This is a genomic window from Xanthomonas sp. NCPPB 2864, from assembly GCF_056675615.1.
On record NZ_JBWWVS010000007.1, the window covers coordinates 57,314 to 77,575 of the forward strand.

Below are 20,262 nucleotides of genomic sequence, written 5' to 3' on the forward strand. Positions count from 1 at the left end.
GAATCCCCAACCTGCAAGGACGCATGGATGTCGAACGTTGATTCACACGAGCCCCCTACGCTTTATCTGCCTCCGACGCACGGCGCCGTGTGGCGAGGGCGATGTGCTGGTGTGCACGCCGGGCGCCGATCTGCCGCCGCGTTGCGTCAAGTGCAATGCGGCGGCGGACATCTCGCCGCGCCGCTACATCTTCCATTGGCATCACCCGGCGATCTATCTGACCCTATTGATGGGGGTGCTGCCGTATCTGATCCTGGCCATCGTGCTGCGCAAGCGCAGTGCGCACGTGCTGAGCCTGTGCGCGTGGCATGAGCGCCGCCGCGTGCGGTGTGTCGCCATCGCGATGGCGTCGATCGTGCCGTTGCTGGTGAGGGTGCTGTGGATCGGTGGTGCGACAGGCTGGCTGACCGGTGCCGGTGTGATGGCGGCGATGCTGTTGATCGGCAGGCGCGGTTCGCGCGTGCTGTCGGCGCAATCGGTCGATCACGAGCAGGCACGTTATTTCGGTGCCTGTGACGCGTTTTTGCGCGCATTGCCAGCGCCGCCCCGGGAATCGCGCGATGGGTGATCTGCGCCGCTATGTTTGCAGATAGCTTTGTAACGTCCATGCGTTGCCATCCCCGCGGACGTGAGGACGGGCCGGCAAACGTTGCCGGCGGCGCTTCTGCCCTGATCTAGAAAACCAAAAGCCCCGGACATGCCGGGGCTGATGGTGAGTCCACGCATCGCCGCAACGGCGATCAGACCTTAGGTCAAAGCACGCGATCGTCCGGTGCGAGCGGATCGGCCGGCGGCGTGGCATACGCCGAGACGATCGGCCCGTGCAGCGATTGCTGCGGCAAGCCCTCGTGCACCGGCTCGCCGCGTGCGGCGCGCAGGGCGTTGGCGTAGCAATGCTGTGCAGACAGCAGATCCCCCGCAGCGGCAAAGCCGTGGCCGAGTTCTTCCCAGGCCTCGCTGCCCGCGCCATTGGCCACCGCGCGATGCAGGAACTCTTCGGCCTGCGACCACTGCTGCTGGTGACGGGCCAGGCGCGCCAGGGTCAGCAACAGGCCCGGGCTGTCCGGGTACTGGGCCAGCCAACGCTGCGCACTGGCGCGGCGCGAATCGTATTTTTCCAACGCCAGCACGCCGTACAGGCGCACCAGCGATTCGTCCCACTGCGTGTCCAGCGCCTGCTCCAGGCTGTGCACTGCCGCGTCGTCCCAATGCAGCGCCGCGGCGCGCTGTGCATAGGCGCCTACCACCGCAGGATAGGTACGCAGCGGTTTGGGCAGCGCTTCCCAGCGTTCGGCCAGGGCATTGGCATCGCCGGCCTGCAACAGCGTCTGCTCGGCCAGCGTCGCTTCCAGGGCGCTGTAGGCCTCCGGTGCCAGTACCGCCTGCTGACGCAATGCGCCCAGCTGGCCGTAAGCCTCGTCGGCGCGGCCGATCTGCGCCAGGGCGTGCGTGCGCAGCAGCAGGCCGCGCGCCGGCAGCGGCTGGGCGTTGGCATGATCGAGCGCATTGATGGCCTCGACCGGGCGTTGCCGCGCCAGATGCCGCTCGCCCTGCAGCAACGCATGCGCGGTGGGGTCGCGCTCTGCCAATTGCTGGGCCAGCGCGTTCGCCGCCACTTCGTCGCCGCGTGCATCGGCGACCCGCACTGCGCTGGCCAGGGCGATGCCGCTGACCTCCGCATCCTCGCTGGCGTTGACCAACAGGCGCTCGGCACGCTGCCACTGGCCGTGATCGGCTGCGCGCAGGCCTTCGATCAGGCGGGCGCGGCCCTTCCTGCGGCGGTACTTGCCCCAGACCCGGAACGGCAGGCTGACCAGCGTCCACACCAGCCACAGCACCAGCAGCGCGATGACCAGGATCAGCAGCGCCTGCGGCATGGCGGCGCGGTAGTCGTTGCCGCCGACGCTGACCACCACATTGCCCAGGTCGTAACTGGTCTGATGCGACAGCCATTGCGCACCGAGCACGCCCAGCGCCACGGCAACCAACAGGATCAAGACGGTACGCAACACTTTCATTGGGTGGATCTCCCTTCACGCATGGCCTGCAGTTGCAGCAGGGTGGTGCCCAGTTCCGGCAGGCGCGGACGCAGTGGCGCTTGTTGCAGCGTGCGCAGGCGGGTACGTGCCTGGCGACGTTGTGGTGAATCCGGCCACAGCCGGGTGGTCCAGGTGTCCACCCGGCGCAGCGATTGCGCAAAGCCGGCGGCATCGCCGCGCTCGGCCGCAGCGCGGGCCAGGCTGACCTCGATCTGCAAGGCGTCGCGCGCGGCGTGGCGATCGCCGCCGGTCAGCAGCGCATCGCCACGGCTGGGACGGATGTCCACCAGCGGTGTGAGTGCTTTCTGCCACCACGGCTGCGCTGCTTCGCTCTCTTGAGCGGTCTGTTCGGGCAGGCGCAGCAGGTCGCCGGCCAACTGGTCCAGGGTGTGGCCCGCCTGCGCCTGCGGACCGGCGCCCAGGCGATCCAGCGCGTCGCGTTCCTGTACCAGCGCCTGGCGCAGGTTGAGATAGCCGGGATCGTCGATGCCATTGAGCGCGGCATTGGCCAGTGCGTAGGCGCGGCGCGCACCGTCGGCGTCGCCGGCGATGCTCAGCCGCTGCTGGCCCAGCCGCAGCAGCAGTTCCACTTCATCCAGCCGCAGCGCCTGTGCACCGTGGCGGTTGGGATCGGCAAGCTTTTGCACGGTTTCTTCGAGCAAGGCGCTGCGTTGGCTCAGGCCCAGCATCTCGTCGCGCAGCACGCGGTTGGTGGCTGCCGCATCCGCCAGGCGTTCGTTGGCCAGGCGTTGGTCGCGGCGCAAGGTCTCCAGCATCTGCTGCGTGCCATCCCAGCGCTGCTGCTGCGCCTCGGCGGCCTGCAGCTGCGCACTTTGATAGCCCTGCCATGCGCGCCAACCGAAGAACAGCGCCACGCCCACGGCGGCCAGGGCGACGACGAGCAGCAGCCATGCCAAGGGAAAGCGTCGCGTGGAAGCGGGCATTTCGGTCATTCGTCCATCCTCGCGCGGTCACGACGGGTGCAGGTGCCGCAGTCATCTGCCACAGCATGGCGTGCAGCGGCAGACAGCCGCAAGCCGTGCTTGAGTTCGAAGTTCAGCAAGGTCGCGATGGTGTCACGATCGCGGCGGCGGCAGCGGCCAATTGCTCGGGTAAGGGACCCGCAGCGCGCACCGCATGCTGGAAGCCGGCGGCGTGTGCGGCTTGCAGCATGCGCTCGCTGGAGGCCACCAGCGGGCGTTGCCGCAAGGCGTCGATCAGCGGTCCGGGCAGTTGCTGCAGCACCAGCGTCAGCGCTTCGGCGCTGCTCAGCGCCAGCACACTAGCGGGCAGCGCGTTCGCCAGGGCACGCACTGCCGATGCGCGCAGGCGCAACGGCACGCGCTGATAGACATCGGCGCGCAGGATGCGGGCGCCCCGCTGCTCCAGGGCCGGCGCCAGCATGCCGCGCCCGCCCGGGGCGGTGATCAGCCCAACGGCCTGCAGCGATTGCCGGAACAGCGGCAATGCGAGCAGGCCCTCGCTGTCCATGCGCGCGGGGCGTATCACCGTGTCGATGCCGCAGGCCTGCAGCGCGCGCGCAGTGCCGTCTCCCACGCTCACCCACTGCGCCTGCGCCGGCCGCTGCAGCGGCGCCAGGCGATGCGCCGCGTGCACTGCGGCCGGGCTGGTGAACACCGCGATCGGCGCATGCAAGGCCTGCCGCAATGCAGCGCGTGCCTGCGGGGTGTCGTTGGTCTGCAGCCGCCACGGCGACAGCGCCAGCAGCCGTCCGCCGTGCCGCGTGGCGGCCCGCCGCAGCGGCGCGTGTTCACCGCTGGGCCGCAGCGAAATCAGGGTCCAGACGTTGGCAGCTGGGGTGGGAGGTGTCATCCAGTGATTATGCGAGAGCCGTGCGTTATCGGGGGCGGGTGTTGCGCGCTGCGCTGGCGCTGGCAGCGATTCGATCCTCGCGCGCTGTCTGGCCTTTGCGTGCCTGCTCGACGCCATGCCTGCGTTTCTGCGGCCAGAACCTCGTCCCCGGGTCTGTGCCGATGACCGCTACCGCCCACGATCCGCCACGACGATCGAGCTGGAGTGGCGCCGTGATCAAGTCCTACCTCATCAACATGCAGCGCAGCGGCGAGCGCCTGCAGGCGATGTCGACGCGGTTCCACGCGCTGGGCCTGCCGTTCGAGCGGATTCCCGCAGTCGATGGCGCCACCCTGACGCCTGCGCAGATTGCCGATTTCGCACGCGAGCGGCCGCTGGAAGGCTCCGGGGATGCCTTCAGCACCGGCCCGCGCAAGTGGACCGCCTCCAACATCGGGTGCTTCCTGAGCCATCAGGCCGCGTGGCGCATCGCAGCCGACTCCGACGACGCCTACACCGCCATCTTCGAAGACGACATGCATCTGTCCGACGCGCTGCCGGCGCTGCTGCGCAGCAGCGAGTGGCTGCCGGGCGGCAACAGCATCGTGCGGCTGGAGCCGTCCTACAACCGCATCAAGCTCGATGCCGAGGTCGCCGAGGTCGGTGGCCGGCAGCTGCGCCTGGTGCGTCCCTCGACCCACCAACACTGCTGGCCGGTCTGCGCCGGAGCGCTGATTCTCAGCCGCGATGCGGCGCGCCTGCTGCTCGCGGCCGACGCACGCTCGCACACCATGGCGGACATTTTCCTGTTCGGCTGGAATGAATCGCCGGTCGCACAGCAGCTGTCCACCTATCAGCTGGCGCCGGCGGCCTGCATCCAGGACAAGTTCTTCCACGCCGCTCCGGAGCAGATCGTGTTCACCAGCACCATCGATGCGCCGTTGACGCACGTGCAGAGGCAGCGCAGCGCGCATTGGAAGGCCAAGGCCACCGCGTTGCTGCGGGTGGCGCAGGGTTATCGCAAGGTCGTGTTCGCGCCCTGAGCCGGGCGAGACCCAGGCGTGCGGCGACGCGATGCCGTACGCGTTCACCATGCGGTACCGCATGTCATTCCAGTGCACAAGACGCTCGCGGAACATTGCGGCATGATGCCGCCCTTCGCCGTCTTTCAGCCTTCGCCGATGACTCCTTCGTGCACGCTCGCATCCGCCCTGCAGTCGCTGCAGCAACAGTTCGTCGCCATGCCGCCGGTCCTGTCGATGGGCATTGCCGTCGACGGCTTGCATGACGGCGCATTGCGCTTGCGTGCGCCGCTGCAGGCCAACGTCAACGACAAGGCCAATGCGTTCGGCGGCAGCCTGGCCTCGTTGATGACGCTGGCCAGCTGGGGCTGGCTGACGCTGCAACTGCAACTGGCTGGGCACAGCGCCGATGTCTACGTGGCCGACAGCCAGCTGCGCTACGTCGCCCCGGTCTACGAGGACCTAGTGGCCAATGCCGAGCCGTCCGAACTCGGCAGCTGGGAGGCATTCCTGGCCACCTTCCGGCAACGCGGCAAGGCGCGCATCGGCATGCGTGCGCAGATCGCGCTGGGGTCCGGGGCGGCGGCGGCCACCCTGAGCGGGCGCTTCGTGGCGTTTCCAAAACGGTAGGATGCGCGCTGGACTTGGGGGAATGCGCATGCGTGCAGTGATCGGGGCAATGCTGTTGCTCGGGCTGGCGATCGTCAGCGGGGTGGCGTCTGCCGGCAGCCGTGCCCAGGCACGCGCGCTGGAAACCACTCAGGCCGCCTACACCGCTGCCGTGCGCTGGAGCGATTTCGATGCCGCGCAGGGCTTTGTCGAGCCGACCTACGCCCAGGCGCATCCGCTCAGCGATCTGGAACGCTCGCGCTACGAACAGGTGCAGATCTCCGGCTACCGCGAGCTGCGGGTGGGCGAGGATGGCAACGGCGACTTGCGCCGAGAGGTCGAGTTGCGGGTGATCAACCGCAATACCCAGGCCGAGCGGCTGGTGCGCAGCATCGAGCTGTGGCGCTGGGACGCCGAGCGCAAACGCTGGTGGCTGGCCAGCGGCCTGCCCGATCTGTGGCAGGGCCAGTAGCCCGTGCCGCCGGTGCCTGGCCGTCGCACGCGCCAGCTGTGCGACAATTCCCGCCCGCTTGACTGACCCTGACCCCGTGAATTTCGAAGAGCTGCAGGCCTTTGTCGGCCGCAACCCCATGTTGTCACTGGCCCTGGTGGGCCTGACCATCGCCCTGATCGTCACCGAGGTCGCGCGCCTGTTCCGTGGGTATCGCGCACTCAAGCCGGCCGAGCTGACCCGTTTGATCAACAGCGAGAACGCGTTGGTGATCGACCTGTCGCCGACCGCCGATTTCGAAAAAGGCCACATCGCCGGCAGCCGCAACGTGGCGCTGGCCAAGTTCGACCCGGCCGGCAAGCTGCTCGCCAACGCCAAGTCCTCGCCCGTGGTGGTGGTGTGCCGCAACGGCAATGCCTCCGCAGGCGCGGCCAAGACGCTGAAGAAAGCCGGTTTCGAGCAGGTCTACTGGCTCGATGGCGGCGTGGCCGCCTGGCAAATGGCCGAACTGCCGCTGGTCAAGGGCCGCGCCTGACCGCACCTTGTGAGGCGCCGGGCAAGTCCCCATTGCTGGCGTGAGAGACTCGCACTTTCACGTCTGCATCATTCAACGCTGCATCCACCGAACCGTTTCTGGAGTTAGGAATGTCCGACGAAATCATCAACGGCGCGGTTGCGCCGGCCGACGCCGCTGCTGGCCCCGCTTTCACCATCGAGAAGATTTACGTCAAGGACGTTTCCTTCGAATCGCCGAACGCGCCGTCCGTCTTCAATGACGCCAACCAGCCCGAGCTGCAGCTGAACCTCAACCAGAAGGTGCAGCGCCTCAACGACAACGCCTTCGAAGTGGTGCTGGCCGTGACCCTGACCTGCACCGCCGGTGGCAAGACCGCCTACGTGGCCGAAGTGCAGCAGGCCGGCGTGTTCGGCCTGGTCGGCCTGGAGCCGCAGGCGATCGACGTGCTGCTCGGCACCCAGTGCCCGAACATCCTGTTCCCGTACGTGCGCACCCTGGTCAGCGACCTGATCCAGGCCGGCGGCTTCCCGCCGTTCTACCTGCAGCCGATCAACTTCGAAGCGCTGTATGCAGAGACCCTGCGCCAGCGTTCGCAGGGCGAAGGCACCTCGCTGGCCGATTCCGAGCCGGCTGGCAACGCCTAAGCCTTGCGTGCGCCGATGAGCGATTCGACGCAGAAGATCGCCGTTCTCGGCGCCGGCTCCTGGGGCACGGCCCTGGCCGCGCTGCTCGCCAGGCACGGTCACCCGACCGTGCTCTGGGGACGCGATGCGGCGATGGTGGATACCATCGACCGCACCCACGAAAACGCACGTTATCTGCCGGGGATTGCACTGCCCGAGAGCCTGCGCGCGACCACCGACCTGCAACTGGCCATTGCCGATGCTGGCTGGATCCTGGTCGTGGTGCCCTCGCATGCATTCACCGAGACGATCCGGTTGATCGCCCCGTTGCGTCCGGCCGGTGCCGGCGTTGCGTGGGCGACCAAGGGCTTCGAGCCCGGTTCCGGGCGGTTCCTGCACGAAGTGGCGCGCGACATCCTCGGTCCCGGCGTTCCGCTGGCCGTGGTGACCGGGCCGTCCTTCGCCAAGGAAGTCACGCTCGGCCTGCCGACCGCCATCACCGTGCATGGCGACGATGCGGCCTTTGCGCAGGTCGTGGCCGATGCCATGCATGGCCCCACCTTCCGCGCCTACACGGGCGATGACATGGTGGGCGCCGAGCTCGGTGGTGCGATGAAGAACGTGCTGGCGGTGGCCACCGGCGTGGCCGATGGCATGCAGCTGGGCCTCAACGCCCGTGCCGGCCTGATCACGCGCGGCTTGAACGAGATGCTGCGCCTGGCGGCGGCGATCGGTGCGCGGCCGGAGACATTGATGGGCCTGGCGGGTCTGGGCGATCTGGTGCTCACCTGCACCGGTGACCTGTCGCGCAACCGACGGCTGGGGTTGGCCTTGGGACGCGGACAGAGCCTGAACGATGCGATCCGCGAGATTGGCCAGGTGGTGGAATCGGTGCAGACCGCCGATGAAGTCATGCGTCAGGCCGAGCATCACGGCATCGAGCTGCCGATCTCCAACGCCGTGCGTGCGGTATTGCATGGCGAGATCACCCCGGAAGCAGGCCTGAAGGAATTGCTGGCACGCGAGCGCAAGCCCGAGTACCCGCAGACCTTGTTCACCTGATCGTGGTATCGCGCGTTGACGCGCTGCGTAGACACCAACAAAAAGCCCGGCATTGCCGGGCTTCTTGTTGCTGCCGATCGCAAAGGTTGGCGGCAAGCTGTAGCCGCTCGAGCGCGCGGGACCGTGCTTCTACAGCAGCCGCATCGCGCACATGCCGCTATAGCGCGATGTGCGCAGCGCCAGCCGATCGCCCAAAAGAAAGAAGCCCGGTCGGGGGACCGGGCTTCCAATGCAACGCGGGAGAGAGAGTCGCGTTGCAGTCAAACGTGCGGCTTACCAGCTGAAGCGCGGGCCGACCGACCATTCCTTGTTGCCGTCGCCATCCATACGGATGTCGCCGTTGATGCCCCAGTTCTGGTTCAACTTGACCTGGGCGCCGAGGCGGCCGTAGAAGTTGTCGCCGATGTCGATGCCGCGCTTCTTGGAGAAGTCTTCGTAGCCAGCCAGGGCGTAGACTTCGAAGTGCTCGCCGAAGGCGTTACGCAGGCCGGCTTCAACGCTGTAACCGTCGAAGCTGATGTTCGGGGTGTCCAGGTCCAGCTTGCGGTAGGCAACGCGGGCAACGAAGTCGGTGCTGGTGGCGATTTCCTGGTTGTAACCCACGCCGACGCCCCACTGCTGGAAGTCGGAGTTGGAGCTTTCGAACACGTTGTCGTTGTCGTCAGCGTTCTGCTTGCTGTAATCGCCGAACACGTGGAAGTTCGGAGCGACGGCGTAGGACGCCTTCACGCCCCAACCATCAGCGTCGCGGCCTTCGGTCGGGGTGCGCACGTAGTCACCTTCGACGAAGTTGTAGGAGAGGTTTTCAGCAGCGGAGGCCGCAAACGGCAGGGCTGCGAGAAGGCCGAGGGCCAGCAGGGAATTCTTCATGATCGATACCTGTACTTATGGTTTGGGCCGGCGCTGAGGCGGATGCCGTTCGCTGCCGAGATGTAAATTCTCCGTTATTCGATGGAACGCGACATGAATTTTGGACTGACTGGTCCATGAATCATCGCGCCCAGTTCAGCTCCGCTTCCTTGTCATCAAATTGCAATGCGCGTAGCGCACGCGCAAAGCGTGATGCACTGGCGGTTACATCGCGTGGATGTGATGCGCATGTATAGGAATGGCTGTTTTCCAGTGATTTCTACGCGTTCGCGGCGTGCAAGCACATTGCGCTGACACTGTGACTGGGAGCATGCCAGGCTTGTCGAACAAGCGTGGAGCTGCATCGTGGCGAAGAAAAAGACGTTGGCGCGGTTTCTGGCCGAGACGCTGCAGAGCGCGGGGGTGGAGCGGATCTGGGGGTTGACCGGCGACAGCCTCAACGGCCTGACCGATGCCTTGCGCGAGATGCAGACGATCGAATGGATGCACGTGCGCCACGAAGAGGTGGCCGCGTTCGCTGCCGGTGCCGAAGCGGCGGTGACCGGCAAGCTGGCGGTGTGTGCGGGTAGCTGCGGGCCGGGCAACCTGCACTTGATCAACGGGCTGTTCGATTGTCATCGCAGCCGCCAGCCGGTGCTGGCGATCGCCGCGCATATCCCCTCGTCCGAGATCGGGCTGAACTATTTTCAGGAGACGCATCCACAGGAACTGTTCCGCGAGTGCAGTCACTTTGTGGAATTGGTAACCAATCCGGCGCAGCTGCCGGAGGTGCTGCACCGCGCGATGCGTGCGGCCATCCTGCAGCAAGGCGTGGCGGTGGTGGTGATCCCCGGCGATATCGCACTGCTGGAAGTGGACAAGCACATCCCCACGGCCTGGCCGCAACTGCGCCAACCGCGCGTGCTGCCGGCTCCCGAAGATGTGCAGCAACTGGCCGCGCTGCTGCAGCAGAGCGAAGCGATCACGCTGTTGTGCGGCAGCGGCTGCGCGGGCGCACACGATGCGGTGGTGGCATTGGCCGACACCCTGGGCGCGCCGATCGTGCATGCCTTGCGCGGCAAGGAACACGTGGAGTGGGAGAACCCGTTCGATGTCGGCATGACCGGCCTGATCGGTTTCAGCTCCGGCTACCACGCAATGCTCAACTGCGACACCTTGATCATGCTGGGCACGGATTTCCCGTATCGGCAGTTCTACCCGAAGGACGCGACCATCGTGCAGGTGGACCGCGACCCGAGCGCGCTGGGGCGGCGTACGCCGTTGCAGCTGGGCATCGCAGCGGATGTGGGCGAAACCATCGCCGCCTTGCTGCCGCAGCTGCAGCGACGCGAGAAACGCGACTTCCTGGACAAGGCGCTGGCGCACTATCGCAAGGCGCGCGAGGGACTGGACGATCTGGCGGTGCCGGCCGATCCAGGCGAGCCGCTGCATCCGCAATTCGTGGCGCGCATGATCAGCCAGATCGCCGACCAGGATGCGGTATTCACCTGCGATGTCGGCACGCCGACGGTGTGGGCCGCGCGCTACCTGCGCATGAACGGACAACGCCGCTTGCTCGGTTCGTTCAACCACGGCTCGATGGCCAATGCGATGCCGCAGGCGCTGGGTGCGCAGTCGGCGTATCCGGGCCGTCAGGTGATTGCGCTGTCCGGCGATGGCGGTTTTGCGATGCTGATGGGCGATTTCATCTCGCTGGCGCAGCTGCGCCTGCCGGTGAAGATCGTGGTGTTCAACAACGCCTCGCTGGGATTTGTGGCGATGGAAATGAAGGCCGCCGGCTATCTGGACACCGGCACCGAGTTGCGCAATCCGGACTTCGCAGCGATGAGCAATGCGATGGGCATCCTGGGCATCCGGGTCGATGAATCCGCGCAACTGGAGCGGGCGTTGCGGCAGGCTTTCGCGCATTCCGGTCCGGCGCTGGTGGATGTGCGCATCGCCACGCAGGAACTGGCGGTGCCGCCGGCAATCAAGCTGGAACAGGCCAAGGGCATGGGCCTGTATCTGCTCAAGGCAGTGATGAGTGGGCGCGGCGATGAGGTGATTGATCTGGTCAAGACCAATATGCGCTGACACAGTTACCGCGTTCTGAAACTGCACGTCTTTACCGGACCCTCGCATGCCTCGTTCGTTGTTGCGCCAGTTGCTGCTGATCTGGGTGGTGATCCTGGCTGCCTGCGTGGGCGTGGCCACGATGCTGTATGGCCTGTACCGACAGACCGAAGGCGTGCGACTGGACGATGCGCGCCAGCAATTGACCGCGCAATGCGCACGCATCGTGCAGCGCTACGCCGGCGCGAGCGAGGCGGCGCGTAGTGGCGACAACGGCGCCGGGCTGGCCGCGGTGGTGGTGCAACTGGTGCTGGCCGATGCGCCCGGTGTGGAGGGCGGGGTGTGGAATCTCGACAAGGGATTCGTTGCCTACGCCTATCCCACCTACGACGGCAGCGATCACAAGACCGATATCCCGGCCGCCGAGTGGACCACGATCGTCAGTACCGCGCGGCAGAGTGCGGTGGGCAACAGGGCCGTGGATTTTCGTCGCGACGGCAGCCGCGAAGTGGTGTTGATCAGCGCCTGCCCATTGGCCGCGGGAACCGCCGCTTGGACCATGTCGCGGGTGCCAGCGAGCACCTCCGATGCCTGGCGGCCACTGGCGATCGGCATGCTGCTGATCTTCGCCATGGTGGCAATGTCGGCGATTGCCCTGGGCGTGGTGGTGCGGCGCTGGAGTCAGCGCCTGCAGCGCATCCAGCAGGCGCTGGCCGCCGATACCGAACTTCCGCAGATTCCGGTCACCGGCGCACCCGAGCTGGACCGGCTGGGCGCTGCGGTCAGCGATTACGCACAGCGCAATGCGCAGGCCTTGGCGCAGACGCGGCGGCTGGCCGACGAGCTGGCACGGCACGAGCGGCTGGCCGCACTCGGGCGCCTGACCGCCACGGTGGCGCATGAGATTCGCAACCCCATCGCCACGATGCGCCTGGCCGTGGAGAACGAAATCGCCACGCGTCAGGGCACGCCGGACGATGCCGCGCACGGTGAGCTGATGCTGGGGCAGATCCGTCGCCTGGATGGGGTGGTCGAAAGTCTGCTCGGCATGGTGCAGCCGATCCGGCTGCAGCTGGAGACGGTGGTGGTGCAGGACTGGCTGGCGAGCTTGCTCGATCCTGCCGTGCTGCCGCCGGGCGCGCCGGCGCCACAGCTGCGCGTCCCGGACGCGCCGCTGCAGTGGATGCTCGATCCGCAGCAGCTCGGCCGTGCCGTACACAATCTGCTGCGCAACGCGCTCCAGCACGCCGATGCAGGCAGCGCGGTGACACTGGAGGCCAGCGCCAGCGATGGGTTGCTGCAGCTACGGGTGAGCAATCGTGGTGCGGCCATCGCCGATGCCATCGCTTCGCAATTGTTCGAGCCGTTCGTCAGCGGTCGCGCCGACGGCAATGGCCTGGGGCTTGCGCTGGTGCGCGAGATCGCCCGTGCACATGGCGGGCAGGTGCGTTATGCACACGCCGACGGTATGACCCATTTCATTCTGGAGCTGCCATGGCGCGCATCCTGATCATCGACGACGATGCGGCGTTTCTGGCCACCTTGCAGGCAACGCTGCGCTCGCTCGGCCATACGGTGATCGCGGTCGACAACGGCGCCGATGGTTTGCTGCGCCTGAACGAGGGCGGCATCGAGCTGGCGTTCGTGGACTTCCGCATGCCCGGCATGGACGGAATCCAGGTGCTGCGTGCGCGTGCGGACGATCCCCGCGCGCGCCAGGTGCCGCTGGTGATGCTCACCGCGTACGCCTCCAGCGGCAACACCATCGAAGCGATGACGCTGGGTGCGTTCGATCACCTGGTCAAGCCGGTGGGGCGTGCGGATATCGTCGAGGTGGTGGAGCGTGCATTGGCAAGTCGCGCCGATGCCGACGCCGATGCCGCAGCGAGCGGACCACCCGACGACGACGACGGCCTGGTCGGCCACAGTCCGGCGATGCGTACCGTGCATAAACGCATCGGGCTGGCGGCAGCTTCCGATCTGCCGGTGTTGATCACCGGCGAAACCGGTACCGGCAAGGAGCTGGTCGCGCGCGCCCTGCATCGCGCCAGCGCACGCGCAAATGCGGCGTTCGTGGCAGTCAATTGTGCGGCGATCCCATTGGAGTTGATGGAAAGCGAATTGTTCGGCCATCGCAAGGGCGCCTTTTCCGGCGCGACCAGCGACCGCATCGGCCTGATTCGCGAAGCCGATGGCGGCACGTTGTTCCTGGACGAGATCGGCGACATGCCGCTGCCGATGCAGGCCAAGTTGTTGCGCTTCCTGCAGGAAGGCGAAGTGACGCCGCTGGGCGGGCGCGGCGCGCAAAAGGTGGATGTGCGCGTGCTGGCGGCCACGCATCGCGATCTGGCGGCGTGGGTGGCGGCAGGACAGTTCCGCAGCGATCTGCGCTATCGCCTCAATGTGGTGCCGATCGAACTGCCGCCGCTGCGCGAACGCGGGCAGGACATCGTGTTGCTTGCGCAGTATTTCCTGCGCAGCGGCGATGGCGCGGCGCGTGCGTTGTCGGCGGACGCGCAAGCGCGGCTGCTGACCTACCCGTGGCCCGGTAACGTGCGCGAGCTGCGTAACGTCATGCAACGTAGCCAGCTGTTGGTGCGCGGCCACAGCATCGTTGCCGCAGATCTGGACGACGCGCTCGAGTACGATGCCGAGCAGCCCACGACGACAGCGCCACCGGAAGGCACCTTGCCCGAGGCGGTGGCGCGGCTGGAAAGGCAGATGATCCAGGACGCCTTGGCGCACAGTGGCGGCAACCGCGCCGAAGCCGCGCGCCGGCTCGGCATTCATCGCCAGCTGCTGTACCGCAAGCTCGATGAGTACGGCCTGCAGTAGGCGCAGCGATCACCGGACGCGATGTCTGCAGGCTGCCGCTTCGGTCACGACGCAATACGCGCACAGCAGCACGTGCACCTGTTGTCATGCGCACCTGTTGGTTGCATGTCGCCGCTGCCACTCGCAGCATTGGCTACGGCCTTCCACCAGCAACCGGCGCAGCCGGAAAGCGCAGCACCACGCGTTCGAAATCCAGCCCGGACATCGGCACGCGCACCCCGCCGACGAGCGTGCCCGGCACATTCTTGTCTTGCAGGGTCGGACGCACAACCGAGCTGCAAAGTGTCTGCAAAGCGGACAGTGGTGGATGAAACGCAGACGACTGTCCGCGCGCGTGCAGACACAAAACCCTTGTAAAACAACGGATTCGCTGTTGGCACGATTGCTGCTTTATCTCCAGGGCGAGCGGCGCTCCTGCCGCGTTGGAGACATCGCATGATTCGTCAGACCGCACTTGCTTTCGCACTGGCCTGCAGCGTGGCGACCGCTGCCGCGCAGGCTCCCACACCGCCGGCAGCACCGTTGGCGCCGCGCGCGCCGGTCGGCACGCCACCGCCGGCCCCGCCGGTGCCGCCCGCACCGCCCGCGCCGTTGGCCGCCACCCCGGTGCGCATCACCGGCACGGTCGAGCGCTTCATGCTCAATCCCAATGGCGAGGTCGACGGCCTGTGGTTGCGCGATGGCACCCAGGTGGCATTTGCACCGCATCTGTCCGCACAGTTGCAGGCTGCGGTGCGCCGGGGCGATACGGTGAGCGTGCAGGGCTATCGCCTGGGCAGCCTGCCGGTGCTGCGCGCCAGCAGCATCCGCTCCAATCGTGGTGGGCGCGAAGTGGTCGACCAGCCGCCGGCGGGCGCCATGCCGCCGGCGCCGCCAGCGCCTGCTGCGTTGAAGCCGTTGCAGGCGGAAGGACGCATCGAGCGCTTGGTCTACGGCCCGGGTGGCGAGACCAATGGCGCGTTGCTGAGCGATGGCACGCTGGTGCGGATGCCGCCGCATCTGGCGCTGCAGTTCGGTGATCTGCTGCGGGCCGGCGCGCCATTGAGCGTGAGCGGCTTCGGGGTTGCCACCGCCAACGGCCGCGCCATCGAAGCCACCCAACTGGGCCGCGATCGCGCCTCGCAGCGTGCGCTGTTCAGCCCGCCACGCCCGGACGGCCCGGTGCCGCCCGCACCACCGGCCCCGCCTGTCCCGCCGGCTGCACCGCCAGCGCCGGCTCCGGCGCCGCGTTGATCCAGGGCGCCGCCGCCCACGCGGCGGCGCTTACCCGTCGCGTTCCCCTCTACGCGCCTGTTCACACGCCGCATGCGTGGCGACGGGCGCGGCTTGCCGGCATCGGCCGGTTCTCACTTCTCTGGAGTTTTTCATGCATTGGGTCGACCCTGATTTCCTTCCCGAAACCCGCGGCACGCTGGCGCGCTTTCTGCTCAACCCCAAGGCCGATATCGACGGCCTGCTGCTGACCGACGGCACCGAGGTGCACACGCCGCCGCACCTGTCCGCCGCCTTGCTCAAGGCACTCAAGCCCGGCAGCACCTTGAGCGTGCGTGGCCTCAAGCCGCGCGATGTGGACATGCTGGTGGCCCTGGCGATCGATCCGGAAGGCGGCAAGCGCATCGTCGATGAGGGCCCGCACGGGCCGCATGCCAAGCCCAAGCCCAAACCGCCTGCCGGCAAGCCGCCCAAGCCGCAGCTCACCCAGCACAGCGGCACCATCGCGCGCCTGCTGCACGGCCCGCACGGGCAGGTGCATGGCGTGTTGCTGGACGACGAGGTCACGGTGCGGTTCCCACCGCATGCCGGAGAGGACTTCGCCAAGCAGCTGGTGGTCGGCAAGACGCTGGTGGCCGAAGGCGATACCAGGACGACCCCGCACGGGGTGCTGGTCCACGCGCATGCCTTGGGCGCCAAGGCCGCGTCGCTGAAGCAGATCGAGCATCCGCATGGTCCGGGTGCGCATAAGCCGAAGCCGAAGCACTAGCAGCCTGCAATGCGACTGCCGTGCTGGCGCCGTGCGACTGCAATTGGGTCGCACATGCAGGCCGGCGCGCGCAGTCGCCTTTCATCGTTTCGTGGAGAGCGCCGATGCGCATGAGCACACCGCGTCCCCGTGGCAGCCGCGCACTGGAGGCGCTGCATTTCAGCGTGGCCGATGTGCAGGACGGGCTGGGGCCATTTCTCAGCGTGTTCCTGCAATCCAGGGGCTGGTCGGTGGCGGCGATCGGCACGGTGATGAGCGTGGGCGGCATCGCCGGCATGCTCGCCACCACCCCGGCCGGTGCACTGGTCGATAGCACCCGGCGCAAGCGCGCCGTGGTGGTGGTCGGTTGCCTGGCGATCCTGTTGGCCACGGCGCTGATCTGGCTGCATCCGACCTCCTCCGGTGTGGTCACCGCGCAGATCGTCTCGGCGTTGGCGGCAGCCGGCATCGGCCCGGCACTCACCGGCATCACCTTGGGGCTGGTGCACGCGCGCGGATTCGATCATCAACTGGCGCGCAATCAGGTCGCCAACCACGCCGGCAACATGCTGGCCGCGGTGCTGGCCGGCTGGCTGGGCTGGCGCTACGGGTTTGCGGCGGTGTTCGTGCTCACCGCCGCGTTCGGTGTGCTGGCGATCGCGGCGGTGCTGCTGATTCCGTCTGCGGCCATCGACCATCGCGCAGCGCGCGGCCTGGGCCACGCCGACGGCGCGGACACCCTCAGCGGCTGGCGGGTGTTGTTGACCTGCCGGCCACTGGCCTTGCTGGCCATCACCCTGGGGCTGTTCCACCTGGGCAATGCGGCGATGCTGCCGCTCTACGGCATGGCCATTGTGGCCGCGCATGCGGGCGATGCGAGTGCGCTGACGGCGACCACCATCGTGGTCGCGCAGGCCACGATGGTGGTGGTGGCGTTGCTGGCGATGCGCTGGATCCGCGTGCACGGGCATTGGTGGGTGCTGCTGGTGGCCTTCATGGCCTTGCCGCAGCGTGCATTGGTGGCAGCGTCGCTGATCCATGGCTGGGGCGTGTTTCCGGTGCAGATCCTCGACGGACTCGGCGCCGGCCTGCAGGCCGTGGTGGTGCCGGCACTGGTGGCGCGATTGCTGCAGGGCACCGGGCGCGTCAATGTCGGCCAGGGCGCGGTGATGACGGTGCAAGGTGTGGGCGCGGCGCTGAGCCCGGCCTTGGGCGGCTGGCTGGCTCACGCCTTCGGCTATCGCATCGCGTTTCTGGCGCTGGGCGCCATCGCCCTGCTGGCGGTGGCGCTCTGGGCAGGCTGCCGCAGCATGCTGCAGGCAGCGACCGATGCCCAGGTGATGCAATGAGGTCATCGCAGCGGCGCGGAGCAGCACGCAAACGGCAACGCCCGCGACTGGCATACGCGCGGAGCACGCATTGAGTGACAGACCGGTATGGGAACCATGTAGCGCGCCGGGATCGGGGCGGACGGTGCCGCAGTCAGCCAGCCGTCTGCATCGCCACGGTTATCGGCCGCCGCTGAAGTCCCACTGACGCCAGGCTTCGAACACCATCACCGCAACAGTGTTGGACAGATTGAGGCTGCGGTTGTCCGGGCGCATCGGCAGGCGCAGCCGGTGCTGTGGCGGGATCGACTCCAGCACGTCGGCGGGCAAGCCGCGTGTCTCCGGGCCAAACAGGAAGGCATCGCCATCGGCAAATTGCGGTGTGTCGTAACGCACGGTGCTGCGCGTACTCAGTGCAAACACGCGCTTGGGCGCGATCGCGGCCAGGGCGGTGGGCAGGTCGGCATGCACCTGCAGGCTTGCGTATTCGTGATAGTCCAGGCCGGCGCGTTTGAGCTGCTTGTCGCTGAGGTCGAAGCCGAGCGGCTCGATCAGGTGCAGGCGCGCGCCGGTGTTGGCGCACAGGCGAATCACATTGCCCGTATTGGGCGGAATTTCCGGCTGAAACAGGATGACATCGAGGACGGGGGCTGACATGCGCGCAGTGTAGCTGCGCGCGTGCTCAAAGGCTGATGGCGGCGTTGACCAGCGCTTCCAGTTCGACCGGCGACGGCTGCAGCTGCGGCACCGGCAGGTTGACGATGACCTGGCCCATCAGCGCGCCGATGGCGGCAGCAGCCTGGCCGGAGGTGCTCTGCGCGCTGGAAGCGGCGTTGCGGGTCACCAGGTCGGCGCGCTGGTCGGCGGACGGACGCACCTGCACCGCAGCGAGGGTGAGGATGCGCGGGCCGGCCTGCTCGGCGGCGAGGGCGGCCAGCTGCTCGGCCGACGGACGCACCTGCACGGCGGCCAGGGTAGGGATGTCGCTGTTGCGCTCCAGCGCCTGCTGGGCGATCTGGTCGGCAGACGGGCGGACCTGCACGGTGTCTAGCGTGGTCAGGCTGGCGGCCTGGGCGAAACCGGCTAGGGCGGTACCGGCAAACAGGGCGGCGGAGAGGGCGATGCGCAGGGTCTGGGTCTTCATGGCGAGGTCTCTTGGTGTGGGTGATCAGTGGTGTGGTAGTAAGGTAGTACACCGTTTCGGTAAGTGCAATAACTTTCGCGGCGCAGTTTTATTTATTCAGCTGGCAGTCATTTTCATTGATCGAGGTCGCTGCCCGCTGCTTGCCCATGCCATGCAGCAAACTGCGTGCCAGTTGCAGTGGATTGTTTTTAAAGGGATTTGTGCGGCGTAGCGGTGTCCGCGTCCGGACACCCGGACGCGGTTGCGGGCGCCGGACACCGGCCGAAGCGACAGAACACGACGATCTGCTTGGTGTTCAGCGCGCTGAATGCGTGGCATGCGGCCACGCAGCGCACGCCGATCGCCGGCCGGCATCTGCGGCACAATCCGGCTTCGTCCTCAGGTGTCTAAGACTTATGCGCGTGCTGATGCTGTCTGTTCTGGTTGCCACAACTGCCACGGCCTGCACCTGGGTGCCGATCGAGCAAAGCGGCAAAGGCGTGCAGGTGCTGCCCGCAGGCCCTGTGCCAGCTGGCTGTCAGCAACAGGGCGAGGTGGTGGTGTCGGTCAAGAGCAAGGTCGGCTTCTACAACCGCAACCCATTGCGGGTGCAGGAAGAACTGGAAACGCTGGCACGCAACGAGGCGCCGGGCGCCAATGCCAATACGGTCCAGGCGCAGGGTCAGCCGGCCGATGGCAGCCAGCGCTTCAACGCCTTCCGCTGCCCGCCGCGCTGAACCGTTGGGCTGGGGCGCGGCCGCTACAATTGTAAAGATGCGGTAAAACCAGCCAGCGGCTAGACTAGCGCCCCCTCGCCTGACGCCATGGCGCTACTTCGATGCTCTTCCAGAATGTCTCCATCGCGGGACTGGCGCATATTGATGCGCCGCACACGCTGACTTCCAAGGAAATCAACGAGCGCCTGCAACCGACCTACGACCGCCTCGGGATCAGAACCGATGTGTTGGGCGACGTTGCCGGCATCCATGCACGGCGCTTGTGGGACCAGGATGTCCAGGCCTCGGACGCCGCCACCCAGGCCGCGCGCAAGGCACTGCTCGACGCCGGCATCGGCATCGAGAAGATCGGCCTGCTGGTCAACACCTCGGTGAGCCGCGACTACCTGGAGCCGTCCACCGCCTCCATCGTGTCCGGCAATCTCGGGGTCGGCGACCATTGCGTCACCTTTGACGTCGCCAACGCCTGTCTTGCCTTCATCAACGGCATGGACATCGCCGCCCGCATGCTTGAGCGCGGCGAGATCGACTATGCGCTGGTCGTCGATGGCGAAACCGCCAACCTGGTGTACGAAAAGACCCTCGAGCGCATGACCTCGCCCGACGTCACCGAAGAAGAGTTCCGCAATGAACTCGCTGCGCTGACCCTGGGCTGCGGTGCCGCAGCGATGGTGATGGCGCGCACCGAGCTGGTGCCCGACGCCCCGCGTTACAAGGGTGGCGTGACCCGCTCGGCCACCGAGTGGAACAAGCTGTGCCGCGGCAATCTGGACCGCATGGTCACCGACACGCGCCTGCTGCTGATCGAAGGCATCAAGCTGGCGCAGAAGACCTTCCTGGCCGCCAAGCAGGCGATGGGCTGGGCAGTGGACGAGCTGGACCAGTTCGTCATACACCAGGTCAGCCGCCCGCATACCGCTTCATTCGTGAAGTCGTTCGGCATCGACCCGGCCAAGGTCATGACGATCTTCGGCGAACACGGCAACATCGGTCCGGCTTCAGTCCCGATCGTGCTGAGCAAGCTCAAGGAGCTCGGCCGCTTGAAGAAGGGCGACCGCATCGCGTTGATGGGGATTGGTTCTGGCCTGAACTGCTCGATGGCGGAAGTGGTCTGGTAATGCGTGTGATAGTGCCCGGCCGATGCTCTTGCACGCCGGGCAATATCGCTGCTTAAGTAAAAAAGTGGTATCTAAGTTTCCTTGCAGGAATAGTTGCGGTCTGT

Annotated in this window: 21 protein-coding genes and 1 pseudogene; 15 read left to right on the top strand and 7 right to left on the bottom strand. The window is 67.0% G+C overall.

The genetic code is table 11. The features are described from left to right. Positions 1-27 precede the first annotated feature (27 nt). A pseudogene (locus tag AC1KVE_RS15105) lies at positions 28-568 on the top strand (hypothetical protein). 184 nt (positions 569-752) lie between these two features. On the opposite strand, the gene AC1KVE_RS15110 reads toward AC1KVE_RS15105, so the two are convergent. The 3 genes from AC1KVE_RS15110 to AC1KVE_RS15120 all read right to left on the bottom strand — a co-directional run bounded on the left by AC1KVE_RS15110 (position 753) and on the right by AC1KVE_RS15120 (position 3,989). Continuing rightward, a complete protein-coding gene (locus AC1KVE_RS15110; RefSeq protein ID WP_104569296.1) occupies positions 753-2,018 on the bottom strand; it encodes a heme biosynthesis protein HemY in 1,266 nt (421 codons plus the stop codon). Next, the gene (locus AC1KVE_RS15115; protein ID WP_102580133.1) at positions 2,015-2,992 is read right to left on the bottom strand and encodes a uroporphyrinogen-III C-methyltransferase; all 978 of its coding nucleotides are present in this window, start codon (positions 2,990-2,992) and stop codon (positions 2,015-2,017) included. Before AC1KVE_RS15115 ends, AC1KVE_RS15110 begins: the two co-directional genes overlap by 4 nt. A gap of 103 nt (positions 2,993-3,095) precedes the next feature. Then, positions 3,096-3,989 carry a uroporphyrinogen-III synthase gene (locus AC1KVE_RS15120; RefSeq protein WP_102250749.1) on the bottom strand — a complete coding sequence of 298 codons (894 nt, stop codon included), beginning with the start codon at positions 3,987-3,989 and terminating at the stop codon, positions 3,096-3,098. 95 nt (positions 3,990-4,084) lie between these two features. Between AC1KVE_RS15120 and AC1KVE_RS15125 the strand changes: the two genes are divergently transcribed. The 6 genes from AC1KVE_RS15125 (at position 4,085) to AC1KVE_RS15150 (ending at position 8,135) form a co-directional block, all read left to right on the top strand. Next, entirely contained in the window at positions 4,085-4,894 is an 810-nt protein-coding gene (locus AC1KVE_RS15125) for a glycosyltransferase family 25 protein (RefSeq protein WP_184457764.1), read from the top strand. 138 nt (positions 4,895-5,032) lie between these two features. Then, the gene (locus AC1KVE_RS15130; protein WP_024940488.1) at positions 5,033-5,503 is read left to right on the top strand and encodes a YiiD C-terminal domain-containing protein; all 471 of its coding nucleotides are present in this window, start codon (positions 5,033-5,035) and stop codon (positions 5,501-5,503) included. Between the two features lie 28 nt (positions 5,504-5,531). Beyond that, positions 5,532-5,954: a hypothetical protein gene (locus AC1KVE_RS15135; RefSeq protein ID WP_184457969.1), complete on the top strand. Its 423-nt coding sequence runs from the start codon at positions 5,532-5,534 to the stop codon at positions 5,952-5,954. 76 nt (positions 5,955-6,030) lie between these two features. Further along, complete coding sequence (locus AC1KVE_RS15140; protein ID WP_016903395.1) at positions 6,031-6,468, top strand: rhodanese-like domain-containing protein; 438 nt, start codon at positions 6,031-6,033, stop codon at positions 6,466-6,468. A gap of 110 nt (positions 6,469-6,578) precedes the next feature. Continuing rightward, positions 6,579-7,094, top strand: coding sequence for a protein-export chaperone SecB (secB, locus tag AC1KVE_RS15145; protein WP_016903394.1), 516 nt, complete (start codon positions 6,579-6,581; stop codon positions 7,092-7,094). Between the two features lie 15 nt (positions 7,095-7,109). After that, positions 7,110-8,135 carry an NAD(P)H-dependent glycerol-3-phosphate dehydrogenase gene (locus AC1KVE_RS15150; protein WP_026064544.1) on the top strand — a complete coding sequence of 342 codons (1,026 nt, stop codon included), beginning with the start codon at positions 7,110-7,112 and terminating at the stop codon, positions 8,133-8,135. 273 nt (positions 8,136-8,408) lie between these two features. On the opposite strand, the gene AC1KVE_RS15155 is transcribed toward AC1KVE_RS15150, so the two are convergent. After that, a complete protein-coding gene (locus tag AC1KVE_RS15155) occupies positions 8,409-9,005 on the bottom strand; it encodes an OmpO family porin (RefSeq protein WP_016904049.1) in 597 nt (198 codons plus the stop codon). 363 nt (positions 9,006-9,368) lie between these two features. Here AC1KVE_RS15155 and poxB point away from each other — a divergent pair, with 363 nt between their 5' ends. The 3 genes from poxB to AC1KVE_RS15170 are packed head-to-tail and all read left to right on the top strand — an operon-like array spanning position 9,369 to position 13,892. Further along, positions 9,369-11,078, top strand: a complete 1,710-nt coding sequence (poxB, locus tag AC1KVE_RS15160) for a ubiquinone-dependent pyruvate dehydrogenase (protein ID WP_181100850.1) — start codon at positions 9,369-9,371, stop codon at positions 11,076-11,078. A 46-nt stretch (positions 11,079-11,124) separates the two neighbouring features. Further along, entirely contained in the window at positions 11,125-12,567 is a 1,443-nt protein-coding gene (locus AC1KVE_RS15165) for a sensor histidine kinase (protein WP_481092574.1), read from the top strand. Beyond that, positions 12,552-13,892, top strand: coding sequence for a sigma-54-dependent transcriptional regulator (locus AC1KVE_RS15170; protein WP_481092573.1), 1,341 nt, complete (start codon positions 12,552-12,554; stop codon positions 13,890-13,892). Before AC1KVE_RS15165 ends, AC1KVE_RS15170 begins: the two co-directional genes overlap by 16 nt. A 133-nt stretch (positions 13,893-14,025) precedes the next feature. Here the strand turns inward: AC1KVE_RS15170 and AC1KVE_RS15175 are convergent, their stop codons facing one another. Continuing rightward, positions 14,026-14,160: a hypothetical protein gene (locus AC1KVE_RS15175; RefSeq protein ID WP_257998493.1), complete on the bottom strand. Its 135-nt coding sequence runs from the start codon at positions 14,158-14,160 to the stop codon at positions 14,026-14,028. 167 nt (positions 14,161-14,327) lie between these two features. Here AC1KVE_RS15175 and AC1KVE_RS15180 point away from each other — a divergent pair, with 167 nt between their 5' ends. The 3 genes from AC1KVE_RS15180 (at position 14,328) to AC1KVE_RS15190 (ending at position 17,201) form a co-directional block, all read left to right on the top strand. Further along, a complete protein-coding gene (locus tag AC1KVE_RS15180; protein ID WP_184457768.1) occupies positions 14,328-15,125 on the top strand; it encodes a hypothetical protein in 798 nt (265 codons plus the stop codon). Positions 15,126-15,258: 133 nt separating this feature from the next. Then, a complete protein-coding gene (locus AC1KVE_RS15185) occupies positions 15,259-15,873 on the top strand; it encodes a hypothetical protein (RefSeq protein ID WP_104590717.1) in 615 nt (204 codons plus the stop codon). Between the two features lie 104 nt (positions 15,874-15,977). After that, complete coding sequence (locus tag AC1KVE_RS15190; RefSeq protein ID WP_481092572.1) at positions 15,978-17,201, top strand: MFS transporter; 1,224 nt, start codon at positions 15,978-15,980, stop codon at positions 17,199-17,201. Between the two features lie 159 nt (positions 17,202-17,360). On the opposite strand, the gene AC1KVE_RS15195 is transcribed toward AC1KVE_RS15190, so the two are convergent. Together AC1KVE_RS15195 and AC1KVE_RS15200 are read right to left on the bottom strand one after the other, a co-directional pair. After that, on the bottom strand, positions 17,361-17,837 hold the full coding sequence (locus AC1KVE_RS15195; protein ID WP_039517704.1) for a tRNA (cytidine(34)-2'-O)-methyltransferase: 477 nt from the start codon (positions 17,835-17,837) through the stop codon (positions 17,361-17,363). Between the two features lie 25 nt (positions 17,838-17,862). After that, positions 17,863-18,324 carry an XAC0231 family protein gene (locus AC1KVE_RS15200; RefSeq protein WP_046345327.1) on the bottom strand — a complete coding sequence of 154 codons (462 nt, stop codon included), beginning with the start codon at positions 18,322-18,324 and terminating at the stop codon, positions 17,863-17,865. A gap of 395 nt (positions 18,325-18,719) precedes the next feature. Between AC1KVE_RS15200 and AC1KVE_RS15205 the strand changes: the two genes are divergently transcribed. Continuing rightward, on the top strand, positions 18,720-19,040 hold the full coding sequence (locus AC1KVE_RS15205; protein WP_016903993.1) for a DUF4156 domain-containing protein: 321 nt from the start codon (positions 18,720-18,722) through the stop codon (positions 19,038-19,040). A 101-nt stretch (positions 19,041-19,141) separates the two neighbouring features. After that, positions 19,142-20,158 (top strand): 3-oxoacyl-ACP synthase III, encoded by a 1,017-nt coding sequence (locus tag AC1KVE_RS15210; RefSeq protein WP_016903994.1) that lies wholly within the window; start codon positions 19,142-19,144, stop codon positions 20,156-20,158. The last annotated feature ends 104 nt before the right edge of the window (positions 20,159-20,262 follow it).